13 protein-coding genes are annotated in these 14,966 nt (G+C 51.3%); 7 read left to right on the top strand and 6 right to left on the bottom strand.

What is annotated here, in order from left to right:
- Window positions 1-92 precede the first annotated feature (92 nt).
- Complete coding sequence (gene mutY, locus ACSTTO_RS11710) at window positions 93-1,220, top strand: A/G-specific adenine glycosylase (protein ID WP_439273390.1); 1,128 nt, start codon at window positions 93-95, stop codon at window positions 1,218-1,220.
- A 116-nt stretch (window positions 1,221-1,336) separates the two neighbouring features.
- Here mutY and ACSTTO_RS11715 read toward each other — a convergent pair whose 3' ends face one another.
- Window positions 1,337-2,470 (bottom strand): site-specific DNA-methyltransferase, encoded by a 1,134-nt coding sequence (locus tag ACSTTO_RS11715; protein WP_439273391.1) that lies wholly within the window; start codon window positions 2,468-2,470, stop codon window positions 1,337-1,339.
- A 472-nt stretch (window positions 2,471-2,942) separates the two neighbouring features.
- Between ACSTTO_RS11715 and ACSTTO_RS11720 the strand changes: the two genes are divergently transcribed.
- Entirely contained in the window at window positions 2,943-3,632 is a 690-nt protein-coding gene (locus tag ACSTTO_RS11720; RefSeq protein WP_439273392.1) for an HAD family hydrolase, read from the top strand.
- A 116-nt stretch (window positions 3,633-3,748) separates the two neighbouring features.
- Here the strand turns inward: ACSTTO_RS11720 and ACSTTO_RS11725 are convergent, their stop codons facing one another.
- Both ACSTTO_RS11725 and ACSTTO_RS11730 read right to left on the bottom strand, forming a co-directional pair.
- Complete coding sequence (locus ACSTTO_RS11725; RefSeq protein WP_439273393.1) at window positions 3,749-3,949, bottom strand: hypothetical protein; 201 nt, start codon at window positions 3,947-3,949, stop codon at window positions 3,749-3,751.
- A gap of 377 nt (window positions 3,950-4,326) precedes the next feature.
- Window positions 4,327-4,830 (bottom strand): hypothetical protein, encoded by a 504-nt coding sequence (locus ACSTTO_RS11730; RefSeq protein ID WP_439273809.1) that lies wholly within the window; start codon window positions 4,828-4,830, stop codon window positions 4,327-4,329.
- A 355-nt stretch (window positions 4,831-5,185) separates the two neighbouring features.
- Between ACSTTO_RS11730 and thrC the strand changes: the two genes are divergently transcribed.
- The 4 genes from thrC to ACSTTO_RS11750 all read left to right on the top strand — a co-directional run bounded on the left by thrC (window position 5,186) and on the right by ACSTTO_RS11750 (window position 11,780).
- Window positions 5,186-6,583 (top strand): threonine synthase, encoded by a 1,398-nt coding sequence (gene thrC, locus ACSTTO_RS11735; protein WP_439273394.1) that lies wholly within the window; start codon window positions 5,186-5,188, stop codon window positions 6,581-6,583.
- A 257-nt stretch (window positions 6,584-6,840) separates the two neighbouring features.
- Window positions 6,841-8,139, top strand: a complete 1,299-nt coding sequence (locus ACSTTO_RS11740; RefSeq protein ID WP_439273395.1) for a M16 family metallopeptidase — start codon at window positions 6,841-6,843, stop codon at window positions 8,137-8,139.
- 86 nt (window positions 8,140-8,225) lie between these two features.
- Window positions 8,226-8,858 carry a GNAT family N-acetyltransferase gene (locus ACSTTO_RS11745; RefSeq protein WP_439273396.1) on the top strand — a complete coding sequence of 211 codons (633 nt, stop codon included), beginning with the start codon at window positions 8,226-8,228 and terminating at the stop codon, window positions 8,856-8,858.
- Window positions 8,859-11,780: an EAL domain-containing protein gene (locus ACSTTO_RS11750; protein ID WP_439273397.1), complete on the top strand. Its 2,922-nt coding sequence runs from the start codon at window positions 8,859-8,861 to the stop codon at window positions 11,778-11,780.
- A 13-nt stretch (window positions 11,781-11,793) separates the two neighbouring features.
- On the opposite strand, the gene ACSTTO_RS11755 is transcribed toward ACSTTO_RS11750, so the two are convergent.
- Window positions 11,794-12,375, bottom strand: a complete 582-nt coding sequence (locus ACSTTO_RS11755; RefSeq protein WP_439273398.1) for a YqgE/AlgH family protein — start codon at window positions 12,373-12,375, stop codon at window positions 11,794-11,796.
- Window positions 12,376-12,881: 506 nt separating this feature from the next.
- On the opposite strand from ACSTTO_RS11755, the gene ACSTTO_RS11760 reads away from it, so the two are divergent.
- A complete protein-coding gene (locus tag ACSTTO_RS11760) occupies window positions 12,882-13,367 on the top strand; it encodes a peroxiredoxin (RefSeq protein ID WP_439273399.1) in 486 nt (161 codons plus the stop codon).
- A gap of 109 nt (window positions 13,368-13,476) precedes the next feature.
- Here the strand turns inward: ACSTTO_RS11760 and rnhA are convergent, their stop codons facing one another.
- Window positions 13,477-13,917 carry a ribonuclease HI gene (gene rnhA, locus ACSTTO_RS11765; RefSeq protein WP_439273400.1) on the bottom strand — a complete coding sequence of 147 codons (441 nt, stop codon included), beginning with the start codon at window positions 13,915-13,917 and terminating at the stop codon, window positions 13,477-13,479.
- Window positions 13,918-13,984: 67 nt separating this feature from the next.
- The gene (locus ACSTTO_RS11770) at window positions 13,985-14,944 is read right to left on the bottom strand and encodes a homoserine kinase (protein ID WP_439273401.1); all 960 of its coding nucleotides are present in this window, start codon (window positions 14,942-14,944) and stop codon (window positions 13,985-13,987) included.
- Window positions 14,945-14,966: the final 22 nt, after the last annotated feature.

Genomic DNA, 14,966 nt, shown 5'->3' on the forward strand with positions numbered 1-14,966 from the left:
CATATAAGCCAGCAGTTTTAATAAAATATACTGCCTAATAAAAACAGCCTGATATTTCATCCGCAGACAAGTGGTGCTACGAACACGGTAATATGACACATATCCGGTACAAGGCTCTGACACAAAAATCCACATCTACCCCGCATGCCGGCAAATTACTGGCATGGTATGACCGGCATCACCGTATATTGCCCTGGCGGATAAGCCCTGCCGATTATGCACAGGGGCTGCGCCCTGATCCTTACTGCGTATGGCTATCGGAAGTCATGCTGCAGCAAACAACAGTTGAAGCGGTAAAAGCCTATTTTTTGAAATTTATCCGCCTTTGGCCCGATGTGCAGGCTCTGGCTGCGGCAACGGAGGATGATGTGCTGCGCGCCTGGGCGGGGCTTGGCTATTATTCCCGCGCGCGCAACCTGAAAAAATGCGCAAGTATAATTACAGATAAATATCAGGGGAGATTTCCGGCCGATATAGAGATGCTCAGGCAATTGCCCGGCATTGGTGATTATACATCTGCAGCCATTGCCGCTATTGCCTTCAACATTCCCGCAGCCGTGGTGGACGGTAATGTGGAGCGGGTTATCAGCCGTTTATTTGCTATCAAAACAGCATTGCCACAGGCAAAATCCGAAATCCGCCGCCTGAGCCGGCAAATCACACCGCAAAACCGCCCCGGCGATTTTGCACAGGCGATGATGGATCTTGGCGCCACAATCTGCACGCCCAGGAAACCGGCCTGCATCCTCTGCCCGCTGAATGCGCATTGTGCGGCTTACACCGAAGGCGAGCCGGAATTTTATCCGGTTAAAGCGCCGAAAAAAGCCCGCCCTGTGCGTTATGGCGCGGGGTTTGTCATTGTTTCTCCTGATAATAAGGTCTATTTGCGCAAACGTGCCGATCAAGGATTGCTCGGCGGTATGAGCGAGGTGCCAAACAGCGATTGGCTGGCTGTTGATGACACTGCAACTCCAGCCAGCATTGCGCGGCTGACCAATGCGGAAAGCGCCCCTTTTGCAGCGCAGTGGCTGCCCTGCGGCAGCATTACCCATATTTTCACGCATTTTGAATTGCGGCTCAGCATCTACAAAACTGTAACCGCCACAGTGCCGCCAAGCAATAATGGCTGGTGGGCGGATGCAGACAGGCTGCATGAAGAAGCCTTGCCCACCGTGATGAAAAAAGCAATCAATGCAGCCCTGCCGGATATTTTTAAATAAATGCACAGCCGCGGCATAATCGGCCAAAATATAAAAAAACGCCGGCATGATGCCGGCGCTTTAAGGATCAGACGTCGCTGGAGGTCGGTCCGATTTGAACAAATAAATCCGCTTATTCAAGCGCCAGCCTGCGCCATAGTCTCTCGTATGCGCGTGCGCAGGGCATCAATCGGCGTCAACACCCCCTCTTCTTCATAATGCCAGAATGTCCAGCCATTGCAGGCATCAAACCCCTGCACTTTGGCGCCCATGCGGTGGATGGAGCCGGCATCGCCATTGACAGCCAATGTGCCGTCTGCACGAATAATGGCCGCATAGCGGCGCTTGGCATCGCACAGCACAGTGCCCGGGCGCAGCAGGCCGGCTTCAATAACACTGACAAAAGCCACCCGCGGTTCTGCACGTTTTCCGGTCATTACTTTCAGTTCGGTTTTGCCAAGTGGTTCCACATTGGCAATACGTGCCGTTGCCGCATCAATATAAGCCTGCTCCCGTTCAATGCCGACAAAATGACGGCCAAGGCGCCTGGCAACAGCGCCAGTGGTGCCGGAGCCGAAAAACGGATCAAGGATCACATCTCCAGGCTTTGATGAAGACATAAGAATACGGGCAAGCAATGCCTCCGGTTTCTGGGTCGGATGCACCTTATCACCATTTTCATCCTTGAGGCGCTCATTGCCGGTGCAGATAGGAAACAGCCAGTCAGAGCGCATCTGCACATCATCATTGGCAGCTTTCATGGCTTCATAATTAAATGTATAGCCTTTGCTCTTCTGATCGCGTGATGCCCAGATCAGCGTCTCATGGGCATTTTGAAAACGACGGCCGCGGAAATTCGGCATCGGATTGGTTTTGCGCCAGATAATATCATTAAGCATCCAGAAGCCCAGATCCTGCAGAGCAGCCCCGACACGGAAAATATTGTGATAGGAGCCAATAACCCAGATGGTGCCATTTGGCTTCAGCACACGGCGGCAGGCCAGAAGCCATGCACGCGTAAAGGCATCATAGGCCTGAAAACTGTCAAACTGATCCCAATGATCATCGACAGCATTGACCCTGGTCTGATCCGGACGGTGCAGAGCACCTTCAAGCTGGAGATTGTAAGGGGGATCAGCAAAGATCACATCAACCGAATGATCCGGCAAACGATCGAGCGCAGCTACGCAGTCACCCTTTAGAATTGTATCGAGCCAGACCGAGCGCGGTGCAGCTACTGGCAGATCTTTCACAAGACGAACAACGGACATGTGATACTCGCTAAACATAAGAACGCTTTGACTGGTCTTATGGTTACCGAACAGGGTAAATATGGGGTTAAGAGGCTTGCCAAAAACCGCTGCAAATGACACGAATTGCCATAAAAATTAAAAAAACCGGCTAAATTCATTGCATCAAGCTGCTGAAAAAATTTTGTTTTTTAATCTGTTGCCATATCAGGCGATGCAAATGCCGTTTTAATCAGCACAAGCAATTTATACCCGTTTCACCCCTTTGCCCCATGCATTGCGCCGGGTTTTTTATGCTTTTGACGCTCTGCATTTTTCCGTGTAAACAATGGCGGGGCGGTTTTCTCATTCACCAGCACAGAGAGCCGCTCCCTTTCATTTTCTGACATGGTTACGGGAATAATCAGCGCCGCTGCATTGCCTGCAACTGTTTCATGTCCTGCTTCATATCCGCAAACCTCCCATGCGGCCTATAAAACCTGACGGATTTTTCATGCCTAAACCCCAGCTTATCCTCTTTGACTGCGATGGTGTTCTTGTCGATTCCGAGTTTATTGCCGCACAGGTGGAATCCGAATTGCTTACCGATGCCGGTTATCCAATCTCACCGGAAGAAATTGCCGAGCGTTTTGCCGGTCTTACATGGCCGAATATTCTTATGGAAATTGAGCGCGAAGCCTCAATGCCGATTTCTGCCTCGCTGATTGAAAAATCCCGCAAACTCATGACCGAGCGGATCAATAAAGAATTATTGACTGTTGATGGTATTGAAGATGTGGTGCGTGATCTTGCCTATCCCAAGGCAATCTGCTCCAATTCCAGCACCAGCGCGCTGGAATTGATGCTCAAACGCTCCACATTATATGATGCTTTTGCCCCGCATATCTATGCCGCGCGTGAGGTTGGCAATAAAGAGCCAAAACCAGCTCCGAATGTCTATACCTATGCCGCGCAACAATTTAACGCTGAACCAAAACATTGTTTTGTGCTGGAAGATTCAAGCCACGGCATCCATGCAGCACGCGCTGCGGGCATGCGGGTTATCGGCTTTACCGGTGGTGCGCACAGCTATCCGGGGCATGCAGACAAGCTTACCGAAGCCGGTGCGGAAACCGTGATCAGCCGCCATTATGATTTGCCGGCCGTGATTGAAGCTATGGCAGAATGGGATGAGGGTTTCTGACCTGATCCCCGCAAATTTAATTCCTGAACAGAACAAAAGGGCGTATAAGCAGCACTTGCTGAATATTGTTGCTCAATTTTCAAAAACTTTTTGGCACGCCCTTTTTCACATTTTGATCAGGCTGCGGATTTTTTGCGCTCTTTAGTCGGTGCAGTCACTTTTACAGGCGCAATCAGGGCAGCATAAATCTGCTGCGCCTCTGCCTCGCTCAGGCCAATCATCGGCCGCCCCTCGATCATCACCGGTTCACCGGAAGCTGTTTCAAAAATAGCCCAGCTATCGGTTGGCTCCTGCAAAAGTTCATAATCTGTCATCATGGCTGCACTCTAACCATCAAAGGTTACAAATTGTTTCATCTCTATAACAGCTAATATTAGACATTGATAATTAAATTCCGGCAATAGCCGCCCCATGCACGGAAACTTAAACCAACCACCTGATATCAAAGAACTTTATATAGAATAGTTTGCATAGCCAAAGAGATGTGACAGCCGCAATCCACCGAAAGCTGCTGATATAGTTAATTTTTATGCAACAGATTTTGAATATATGCAAATAAACACAGGCTGAAAAACCCGCCATCAACAGCCAAACATGCCAGACCCCTTGGCCAAATACCGCGCTCTTGCAATAAAGCACGGTATTTTTATTCCCTGATCATGCAAATATCAATAAACCGGCAAAAGCCTGTTCATTACTTTTGCGGGCCTTCATCAAAGCCGATAAAAATCTGAATCTGACGGGCAGATGCTTCAGGCACAACCACAGGTGTGCCGGCAAAGAGAAACTGCGTTGCAGCCTGCGCATTATTCATGGCAACAGATTGCTTATGGAGTTTGCTGGAGATCACCTTATCTCCCTCCATCACCACAACACGGAGGGGCATGGAAATGGTGCCTGAACGGAATTTTGGCCCCGGCACAACACGGCCGGCGGCAGCCACAGTCATCACCAGATTGCTGCCATCGCGCCGGCAATCACGCGTTACATCGGAAATGGATGCCTGATAAATCACACGGCTGCTGTCACCATTGCCGCCTTTTTCATATGTGCTGAAATAGGCCGTACCTTCCCGCAGCGTGATGCGCGGGCAATATGCCTGCAATTCAGCTTGTGTCACACGCGGCTCACCGCCGGCGGAAGCGGCAGACTGCTGATTGCCGCTTGTTGAACAAGCCACAACAATCAAACCAAGCATCGCCGCTGCCCCCAGCCGGACAGCCCCGCTGATCCTGGATATGCCACGGCCGGCAAGACGGACGGATGAGAGTGAACTGAAATTAAAATATCCGAGGGCTGTTTTCTGCATAAACCGGTCTTCCTGCAATGATGAAGCTATTCTATACCAGATTCCTGTAGTGCCATAAGCATATCCGTATGGACGCAAGGCGTTTAACATGCATTATGTGATAAGATTTTCACGTTTTTTGTGGCGCAGGGCAAGCTCTAACCATTTATGCTGCCTGTGCAAGCAAAAGATTTGACACGATGACAAGACAGTTTTGCCAGGAAACAAACAAGACCGGCAGTGAATGAATGAGGCCTGAGACCCTATGAAATATATCAGCACCCGCGGTGAAGCACCGGTTTTAGGCTTTTCTGATGCACTTTTGGCCGGCTTAGCACGAGACGGCGGCCTTTACCTGCCGGAAACCTACCCGCAATTTTCTGCTGAGGAGATTCGCGCCCTGCGCGGAAAATCCTATGTGGAAATTGCACTTGCCGTGCTAAGCCCCTTTGTGAACGGAGAGATTCCGGCCGCCGAATTTGAAAAAATGGTGCGCGAATCTTATGCCTCCTTCCGCCATGATGCCGTGTGCCCGCTGGTGCAAACCGGCGCGAATGAATATGTGCTGGAGCTGTTCCACGGCCCGACACTGGCTTTTAAAGATGTGGCCATGCAGCTGCTTTCCCGCATGATGGATTACACCTTAGCGCAGCGCGGGCAGCGCGCCACTATTGTGGGCGCCACATCGGGCGATACCGGCGGCGCAGCAATTGAGGCATTTGCCGGCCGCGATAATACTGACATCTTTATCCTGTTCCCGCATGGCCGTGTCTCGCCGGTGCAGCAGCGCCAGATGACATCTTCCACAGCGGCCAATGTTCATGCCTTATCCATCGATGGTAATTTTGATGATTGCCAGAACCTTGTCAAAGCCATGTTCAATGATCTGGAGTTTCGTGACACGCTGTCACTTTCCGGCGTAAACTCGATCAACTGGGCGCGTATCATGCCCCAGATTGTCTATTATTTCACAAGTGCCATCAGCCTCGGCGCGCCGGACAGGGAAATATCCTTTACCGTGCCAACCGGCAATTTCGGCGATATTTTTGCAGGCTTTGTAGCCATGCAGATGGGGCTGCCGATTGATCGCCTGATCATTGCCACCAATGATAATGATATTCTTGCGCGCACAATTGCCACAGGCGCCTATTCAATGCGCGGGGTGGAGCAAACATCCTCCCCGTCCATGGATATCCAGATTTCATCCAATTTTGAGCGTCTGTTGTTTGAGGCCTATGGCCGCGATGCCGCTGCCATTCGCGGGTTGATGCGCAGCCTTGGCCAGTCCGGCGAATTTACAATTTCTGAAGCCCCGCTCAAGGCAATCCGCAGCCGGTTTGATGCAGGGCGCGCCACAGTCCGGGAAACAGCCGGTATTATCCGCAGCGTGCTGGCTGCTGACGGCTATCTTCTCGACCCGCATTCCGCCATTGGCGTGAAGGTTGCCCGTGAACATCAAAACAACGCCGCGCCCATGGTGGCGCTGGCAACCGCGCATCCTGCCAAGTTCCCGGATGCGGTTAAGGATGCCTGCGGTGTATCGCCAAAATTGCCGCATTGGCTGAGTGACCTCATGGAGCGAAAAGAGAATTTCACCCCGCTTCAAAATGAGCTGAAAACGGTTCAGGATTATATTCGCACCCATTCAAGAGCCGCGCAATAAACCAGAAATCATCCCGTTACACCATAACGGCCGATATGATGTAATATACGGTATGGTGTAATATATTTGCCTGAATTGCACAGGCTGAACCCTGTCTTTATATATGGGACAATTCCGAAGGCAGAGAAAACAACGGAGCCGCACTGTATCTGTCAAACAAAGCTGCATTATTGCGAATGATAGAAGTGCCGCATTATCATGCCCGCCAGACTTTAAACTTTCTGGCGGTAAAAGACTCAAAGGGGAGCATACCTATAATGGGTGTAGAAGTAAGCGTTCTATCCAACGGACTGACAATTGCAACGGAAACCATGCCGCTGATTGAAAGCGTGGCACTTGGTATCTGGGTCAAGGCCGGCTCCCGCAATGAGGCGCATAACCGCCATGGTATTGCACATTTTCTGGAACATATGGCGTTTAAGGGCACGGAGAACCGCACCGCCTGGCAAATTGCCGCTGATATCGAAAATGTAGGCGGCGAGATCAACGCCGCCACCAGTGTTGAGACCACCTCTTATTATGCCCGTGTTTTGCGCAATGACCTGCCGCTGGCCATTGATATTCTGGCGGATATTCTCACCAGTTCCAAATTTGATGAAGATGAGCTGGAACGCGAGAAAAATGTGATTATGCAGGAAATCGGCGCCGCGCATGACACGCCGGATGATATTGTTTTCGATCGCTTTTCTGAAACAGCCTATATGAATCAACAGATCGGCCGCTCCATTCTCGGTATGCCGGAGACCGTGCAGTCTTTTACACCGGATGATCTGCGCACCTATATTAACGAACAATATAGTGCCGACCGCATGGTGGTTGTGGCGGCCGGCGCGGTGGATCACGCTGCATTTGTGCGCGAGGTTGAAAGCCGCCTTGGAGGTTTTCGTGCAAGCACTCAGGCCGCTGCGCCGGTAAAAGCCGCCTATATTGGCGGGGATTACCGGGAAGAACGCGACCTGATGGATGCACAGGTACTGATCGGCTTTGAAGGCCGCGCCTATCATGTGCGTGATTTTTATGCCTCGCAATTGCTGGCTGCTGTTCTTGGCGGCGGTATGTCCTCACGCCTGTTCCAGCAGGTGCGGGAAAAACGCGGGCTTTGCTATTCAGTCTATGCCTTCCACTGGGGCTTTTCCGATACCGGCCTGTTTGGCATTCATGCTGCGACAGGGCGCGAAAACCTGGATGAGCTGGTGCCGGTTATTTTGCAGGAGCTTTATGAGGCTTCCAATCATATCGGCATTCAGGAAGTCGATCGCGCCCGCGCCCAATATCGTGCCGGACTTTTGATGTCGCAGGAAAGTGCGGCCAGCCGCGCCGGCCAGATCGCCCGGCAAATGCTGCTCTATGGCCGCCCTGTGACAAATGAAGAACTTCTGGAGCGCCTGAGCCTGATCACGCCGGAGCGGCTTACCGATTTGTCAGGGCGCATGTTCCTTGACAGTAAGCCAACCATTGCAGCGGTAGGCCCGGTCGGGCAAATGATGCCCTATAATGATATCCGCACAACCCTGAGCGGTTATGCGGCAAATAAAAGGCCTGCATTGGCGGTTTAAACTTCAACGGGGCGGCGGCGATCAAACCGCCCTTTCAGACATGCACCACTTATGTAACCAAACAGAGCCAACAGAGGCAGGTTGTCATGATCAGCTTTCCTTTCAGCAAAACACCATCTGTGTATCTGAAGGGCGAGCGGCTTTATTTGCGTGAACCAAGATGGAATGATTATCGCCAATGGGCAAACTTGCGTGAAAAAAGCCGTAATTTTCTCACCCCCTGGGAGCCGGTCTGGCATGAGGATGAGCTGGAAAAGCCCAGTTACCGGATGCGGATGCGCCATTATGCGGAAGAGGCGCGCAGCGGCAATGCCTGGTCACTCTTTCTATTCCGCCTTCAGGATCATGCGCTTTTAGGGGGAATCACTCTGGGTAATATCCGCCGTGGTGTCGCCCAATCCGGCCAGATCGGCTATTGGTGCGGCGCGCCTTATGCCGGTCAGGGCTATATGTATGATGCTCTCAGGCTGATTATCCCCTTCGCATTCAATGAACTGCGGTTGCACAGACTTGAAGCAGCCTGTATTCCCTCTAATCTGCGCTCTGTCCGGCTTCTTGAAAAAGCCGGATTTATGCTGGAAGGCACATTGCGCTCCTATCTCAAGATCAATGGCCTGTGGCAGGATCATCTGCTCTACAGCCTGATAGAGGATGACAGGCGCTGCGAAAGACAAGCAGCCAAACCCGCCGGCGGCCGGCCTATTTTTTCCGGACGTTAAATGCTGCATAACGATATAAATGCAAAAAAGGTAAAGCCCGTGACAGAAAACTTTCAGAGCCACTTGAAACCGTTTTTCTGTATTATTGCCTTTTTGACGGCGTTGATTTTTGCTGCGCCTGCATGGGCTGTTGAACCGATCAAAATCTCCAAGGAAGATACCGCGCTTGATCTGACCGGCGCGGTGCAGATTATGCATAATCAGGGCGATAGTGTGCAGGTTTCCACTGCGCCTGGAGCTGATGGCATTGTGCGCCGTATTGAAGTGCAGGCCGGCAATGAGCGCTCCGGCGGCAACTGGGCAGCCTTTGCCATAGCCAACCCGACGGATGAGCAGATTGACCGCCTGATTGTTGCGCCACATTACCGGCTTGTCAAATCGGGCTTTGTCTGGCCGGATCTGGGCTCGCAACGTATTGCATCCATCACGCCGAGCGAGGGTTTTGCCCTTGACCGGCAGGTCAGCCCCGATGCTGATGTGTTTCTCATCACCATCAATCCGGGTTCGGTTGTAACGCTTGTTGCTGAAATGGCCTCGCCCAATCTGCCGCAGCTCTATCTGTGGGAGCCGGATGCCTATAAGGACACGGTTAATTCCTACACGCTTTATCGCGGTATCCTGCTTGGTATTTCCGGCCTGCTGGCGCTGTTTCTGACCATTCTGTTTGTGGTGCGCGGAACATCGCTTTTTCCTGCGGCGGCGGCACTGGCATGGGCGGTACTGGCTTATATCTGTGTGGATTTCGGCTTCTGGAACAAGCTGATTGCAATAACACCCGGCAATGAGCAAATGTGGCGCGCGGGAACGGAAGTCGCTCTTGCGGCCAGTTTTCTGATTTTCCTGTTTACCTATCTCAATCTCAACCGCTGGCACGATCATTTTTCCTATGGTGCAGTGGCATGGGTGCTCGGCCTTTTGCTTTTAAGCGGCGTGGCAATTTTTGATCCGCCGGTTGCCGCCGGCATCGCCCGCATCTCCTTTGCCCTGACAGTCATTTGCGGCATTATCATTATCGGTTTTTTGTCATTGCGCAGCTATGACCGCGCGGTGATGCTGATCCCCACATGGTTGCTGACCGCCATATGGATGGCGGGCGCATGGGCGGCAGTCTCCGGCCGTCTGGATAATGATATTGTGCAGCCTGCCCTTGGCGGCGGGCTGGTGCTGATTGTGCTGCTGATCGGTTTTACCGTCATGCAGCACGCCTTTGCCGGCGGCGTGTTACGTGTCGGGCTGTTTTCCGATATGGAACGGCAGGCATTGGCGGTGATCGGCTCGGGCGATATTGTCTGGGATTGGGATGTGCCGCGTGACCGTGTGGTTACCACGCCGGATATTGCCACCTATCTCGGCTCCACGGCAGCAAGCCTGCTTGGGCCGGTGCGCAACTGGCTGCCCGTCATGCACAGCGATGATCGTGATCGTTTCCGCACGACACTGGATGCTATTCTGGAAAACAGGCGCGGACGCATTCACCAGACATTCCGCCTGCGTGCCAATGACGGGCATTATCACTGGTATGCCTTGCGTGCCCGTCCGGTTATTGGTTCAGATGGTGAGATTGTGCGCTGTGTCGGCACCCTGCATAATGTGACAGAGCAGAAAAAAGCTGAAGAGCGCCTGCTGCATGATGCGGTGCATGATAATCTCACCGGCTTGCCGAACCGTGAATTATTCCTCGATCGCCTTGCCAGTGTTATGAGCATGTCATACAGCGAAAGCAAATTGCGGCCAACCGTATTTGTGATCGACATAGACCGGTTCAAACAGGTGAATGACAGCCTTGGCATGTCTGCCGGCGATACAATTCTTCTCACAATTTCACGGCGGCTTTTCCGCCTGATGAAACCGCAGGATACGCTGTCCCGCCTGTCTTCTGACCAGTTTGGCCTGATATTGGCTTCTGAATCGGATCCGGCCAGGGTTGCCGCTTTTGCCGAGGCGCTGCGCCAGGCCATCCGTGCCCCTATTGCCTATGCCAAGCGTGAAATTGTACTGACAGCGTCCATCGGCCTTTTGACATGGACGGCCAATGCCGCCAATGCAGAAGATATGATCAAGGATGCGGAATTGGCTATGTATCAGGCCAAACGCTTTGGCGGCGACCGCATTGAGCCGTTCCGTCCTTCATTCCGCGCTATCGGCAGTGACAAACTGCAACTGGAATCGGATTTGCGCCGTGCAATTGAGCGCGGGGAAATCGCTATTGTCTACCAGCCGATTGTAAGCTTGCAGGATGGAACAATTGCCGGTTTTGAAGCCTTGATGCGCTGGGAGCATCCGCGCCGCGGCTCAATTTCACCGGCAGAATTTATTCCGATTGCCGAGAATTCCGGCCTGATTGTTCAGCTTGGCCTGTTTGCCATGCAGCAATCGGCCAATGATCTGTTCAACTGGCAGGAAAATCTGGCGCGGCCGCAATTATTTGTTTCCGTCAATCTTTCCAGCACACAGCTGATCCGGCAGGATTTGCTGAGCGATGTCCGCGCCATTCTCTCACGCACCCATGTGACCAAAGGCACATTAAAACTGGAACTGACAGAATCCGTACTGATGGAGAATCCGGAACAATCTGCCCATTTGCTTGCCCAGCTTAAATCCATGGGCGTCGGGCTATCACTGGATGATTTTGGCACCGGCTATTCATCGCTTGCCTATCTCACCCGTTTTCCGATTGATATGATCAAGATTGACCGGTCTTTTGTCAAAGGTGACAAGCCGCAAAAAGCAACATTGCTGCGCTCCATCATCCGCATGGCGCAGGATCTTGAACTTAAAGTCGTGGCGGAAGGCGTTGAAAATGAACAGGATGCCATGCAATTGCGTGAAATGGGCTGTGAATATGTGCAGAGCTTCCTGTTTGGCCAGCCGATGAGTGCAGAAAATGCCGCCCGCCTGCTCAGCGGGCAAGCCGTGGAATGATTATCAGAGGGGTTCAGGCATGACCTGCCTGAACCACCAACCGCGCCGGATCAACCCCCATTTTTTCCAGCACACGGTCATATTTTCCAAGAATATCCCCATCAAACAATAAATCCGGCGTGGAGGCGCAAATCAGCCAGTCATTATTGGCAATTTCGCTTTCAATCTGACCGGCATCCCAGCCGGCATAGCCAAGCGCCATCAGCGCTTTGTCAGGGCCTGCTCCTTCGGATATCGCATGAAGAATATCCATCGTAGCGGTCATGCAGATATCATCACTTACCGGAATACTGCTATCCACCATAAAATCATCGCTGTGAAGAACAAAACCGCGCCCGGCCTCCACCGGCCCGCCGCGGCGCACCATCATGCTGCGGGTTTTTTCCGGCAGAAGAATTATTTCATTTTTTGTAATAATCCCGAGACGGATCAATAATTCGGGAAATTCAAACGGCTGCAACTGATTGATGACAAATCCCATTGTGCCCAGTGCAGAATGCGCACAAATATAAATGACAGCGCGTTTAAAACGCTCATCTGTCATGCCGGGCATGGCGAGCAGAAACTGCCCGTTGAGAAAACCATCATTCACCATAAGCCTCTTTCACTTTTATCCATGCAGCCTGCAGAAGAAGAATATCCTGTATCGGGAGATGACTATTCACTCTGGTTTATTCCATAGGACAACTGCATCATTAACTGAAACTGCGCTTCAAGAGAGATGTACAAGTTCGGCCATAAAACAAACCGTATTTATCCGGATAGTCTCTGCCGCTATGCAGCATTACAGAAAAGATTATAGAGTTTATTGCCGCGCAAGAGCTGTTTTCTTTCAGCATAACACAGCCGTGATAGGTGCCAAGCTATAATTGCGCATAAACCTTTACCCTGCAAAACGGGCAAAACATTTTAAATTTATTTCAGCATTCTGTTTCGGCCACCTCACAAAAGACATATCATAAACCGGCAAGACGACCTTTAAACTTCACAAATCCGTTCCATTATCCCCGTAAAGATAAATAGCGCTTTCGCAAAAATCTGTGAGAGGCTATGCATATAATCGGAAACGGATTTATGAATCTGCACAAAGGAGAACGGAAAATGGCTATCCAGATCGGCGATAAATTGCCTGAAGCCAGCTTCAAGGTTAAAACGGCTGACGGCGTAAAAGACGTTACCACCGATGAGATTTTTAAAGGTAAAAAGGTTGTTCTTTTCGCGGTACCGGGCGCTTTTACCCCAACCTGCACAATCAATCATCTGCCAGGCTATCTTGATAATTATGATGCGCTGATCGCCAAGGGTGCGGATACTGTAGCGGTTGTTTCTGTCAATGATGTGCATGTCATGGGCGCATGGGCCCAAGCCACCGGAGGTGAAGGTAAAATCCTTTATCTTTCTGATGGTATCGGCGCTTTTACCAAAGCGGCAGGCCTTGATATTGACCTGTCAGGCGGCGGTCTTGGCATCCGTTCCAAGCGCTATTCCGCTTTGGTGGAAGACGGTGTTGTAAAAAGCCTGAATATTGAAGAAAATCCGGGGATTGCCACAGTTTCTTCCGCGGAAGCCATGCTGGAAAAACTTTGATTTTTCTGAAGCGGTTCCGGTTATATTCAAACCGCCGGAACCGCTTCTGATCTTTGTTTTATCGCATTATTGATTACGTAAATTTCAGCAAAATTATTAAAGCCGCCCGTCAACGCTTTTTATAAGGTGCCATACCTTCGCGTGCCAATTCATCCGCGCGCTCATTTTCCGGATGTCCGGCATGGCCTTTCACCCAATGCCAGCTCACTTTGTGGCGCATGCGTGCGCTATCAAGCTGCTGCCAGAGCTCGGCATTTTTTACCGGCTGTTTGGCCGCTGTTTTCCAGCCATTACGTTTCCAGCCTTCAATCCATTTGGAAATACCATCACGCACATAGACAGAATCCGTATAAAGCTCCACCTGACAAGGCTCTTTCAGCGCCTCCAGCGCCGAAATAGCCGCCATCAGCTCCATACGATTATTGGTTGTCTCCGCCTCACCGCCGTTCAGCTCCTTGCGGTGGCCATTATATTGCAAAATGGCTCCCCAGCCTCCGGGGCCCGGATTTCCGGAACAGGCACCATCCGTATAGGCAGTAATTATCTTCAAACAAAATACTCACATTTTTAAAACCGCATCATGCAATCAATTTGCAATACAGTCCACGCACTCTGTTTTACTGGCCATATTCGCTGGCTGAGCGCACCTCACGGTGAAACCGCATACGCCGCAAATATTCCATCGGATCTTTCTTGGTCACAAAACTATCTGCGGGCACATTGATCCAGTCATAAAGCCGTGTCAGCATAAAGCGCATTGCTGCGCCGCGGCACAGCACCGGCAATGCCTCACGCTCTTTCTCATCAAGCGGGCGCACCGAATTATAGCCACGCAACAGCGCCGTGCCTTTGGTAAGATTATAAGAAAAATCACGTTCAAAACACCAGGCATTAAGACAGATTGCCAAATCATAGGCCAGCATATCCGAGCAGGCGAAATAAAAATCTATAATGCCGGACAGGCGCTGACCGATAAAAAACACATTATCGGGAAAAAGATCTGCATGAATAATGCCGCGCGGCAGATCCGCCGGCCAGTTCTGTTCCAGATAACCAAGATCAGCCTCGGTTTGCAAACGCAGGCCACTTTCCACCGCATCGGCATCAGCCATGCATTTTTCCCACAAGGGGCGCCAGTCTTTCAGCGTCAGGCTGTTTTCGCGCTGCATCGGAAAGCTCTGGCCTACAAGATGCATCTGCGCCATAGCTGCACCCAGTGCATAGCAATGTTCGGCGGCAGGTTTGCGCAACCACATGCCTTCAAGAAAAGTTACAATAGCCGAAGGGCGCCCTGCCAGTTCACCAATCGTCTCGCCATTTTTCTGCATAACAGGTTGCGGGCATTCAATGCCATGCGCCGCCAGATGCTGCATCAATCTGATAAAAAACGGCAGATCATTGCGATCGACCCGCTTTTCATAAAGGGTAAGAATAAAATTTCCCGCGGTGGTGCGCAGCAAAAAATTTGAATTTTCAACCCCCTCGGCAATGCCTTTGAAAGACAAAAGCGTTCCTATGTCATACTGTTCCAGATAGGCTGCCAGTTCAATTTCATTAATATCCGTATAGACAGCCATGCTACCTTCCCCCTGCCCTCCT

This window comes from Pseudochrobactrum albidum (assembly GCF_051851455.1).
Classification (GTDB): domain Bacteria; phylum Pseudomonadota; class Alphaproteobacteria; order Rhizobiales; family Rhizobiaceae; genus Pseudochrobactrum.

Excerpts from the sequence above, each read along its gene's own strand:
- mutY (WP_439273390.1), top strand. The coding sequence starts at position 93 with ATGACACATATCCGGTACAAGGCTCTGACACAAAAATCCACATCTACC.
- ACSTTO_RS11715 (WP_439273391.1), bottom strand. The coding sequence starts at position 2,470 with ATGTCCGTTGTTCGTCTTGTGAAAGATCTGCCAGTAGCTGCACCGCGC.
- ACSTTO_RS11720 (WP_439273392.1), top strand. The coding sequence starts at position 2,943 with ATGCCTAAACCCCAGCTTATCCTCTTTGACTGCGATGGTGTTCTTGTC.
- ACSTTO_RS11725 (WP_439273393.1), bottom strand. The coding sequence starts at position 3,949 with ATGATGACAGATTATGAACTTTTGCAGGAGCCAACCGATAGCTGGGCT.
- ACSTTO_RS11730 (WP_439273809.1), bottom strand. The coding sequence starts at position 4,830 with ATGCTTGGTTTGATTGTTGTGGCTTGTTCAACAAGCGGCAATCAGCAG.
- thrC (WP_439273394.1), top strand. The coding sequence starts at position 5,186 with ATGAAATATATCAGCACCCGCGGTGAAGCACCGGTTTTAGGCTTTTCT.
- ACSTTO_RS11740 (WP_439273395.1), top strand. The coding sequence starts at position 6,841 with ATGGGTGTAGAAGTAAGCGTTCTATCCAACGGACTGACAATTGCAACG.
- ACSTTO_RS11745 (WP_439273396.1), top strand. The coding sequence starts at position 8,226 with ATGATCAGCTTTCCTTTCAGCAAAACACCATCTGTGTATCTGAAGGGC.
- ACSTTO_RS11750 (WP_439273397.1), top strand. The coding sequence starts at position 8,859 with ATGCTGCATAACGATATAAATGCAAAAAAGGTAAAGCCCGTGACAGAA.
- ACSTTO_RS11755 (WP_439273398.1), bottom strand. The coding sequence starts at position 12,375 with ATGGTGAATGATGGTTTTCTCAACGGGCAGTTTCTGCTCGCCATGCCC.
- ACSTTO_RS11760 (WP_439273399.1), top strand. The coding sequence starts at position 12,882 with ATGGCTATCCAGATCGGCGATAAATTGCCTGAAGCCAGCTTCAAGGTT.
- ACSTTO_RS11770 (WP_439273401.1), bottom strand. The coding sequence starts at position 14,944 with ATGGCTGTCTATACGGATATTAATGAAATTGAACTGGCAGCCTATCTG.